This is a genomic window from Vibrio sp. 10N.222.49.C9 (genome assembly GCF_041474985.1).
Lineage (GTDB): Bacteria > Pseudomonadota > Gammaproteobacteria > Enterobacterales > Vibrionaceae > Vibrio > Vibrio crassostreae_C.
The window spans coordinates 1-458 of sequence record NZ_JBFRVD010001150.1 but is presented as its reverse complement, the minus strand read 5'-3'; the positions used below and the strand labels follow the sequence as shown (position 1 = coordinate 458).

1 protein-coding gene is annotated in these 458 nt (G+C 46.1%); it reads right to left on the bottom strand.

Annotation, left to right across the window (positions count from 1 at the left end; all coding sequences use genetic code 11):
* A partial coding sequence (locus AB4585_RS27315; RefSeq protein WP_372171880.1) for a PfkB family carbohydrate kinase occupies positions 1-458 on the bottom strand: 458 nt, incomplete at both ends.

The following is a 458-nucleotide window of genomic DNA, read 5'->3' as shown; positions in this document are numbered from 1 at the left end:
CTTTTGAGCTTCTTCTTGGCTAGCCCATAGTTTTGGACGGTAGTTGTTGTCGAAGAATACTTTACCTTCGAAGTTCTCAAGGAACTTGAATAGCTCGTTGCGACCGTTTTCAGTCAAGATAGCTAGAGTGATACCACTTAGGTAAACAGCATCGTAGCCACTTAGCGTGTCAACAAGAGAAGCTGACTCAGCTTGATCAAACATGAACTTCGCTGCAGCGTCGTTGCGCCAGTAGTGGAAGCTACGCTCGCCAGTGTCATCAGTTTCGATGTAGTAAAGACCTGGTTGCTTGTCTGAAAGACGTGCAATTAGGCTTGTATCGATGTTTTCAGACTCCCAGCTTTCTAGCATGTGAGCACTGAATGGGTCTTGGCCCAATGCTGTTACATAGCTAGTTTTGATACCGTGCTTGTGAGTCAAACGAGACAGATACAGAGCCGTGTTCAGTGTATCACCAC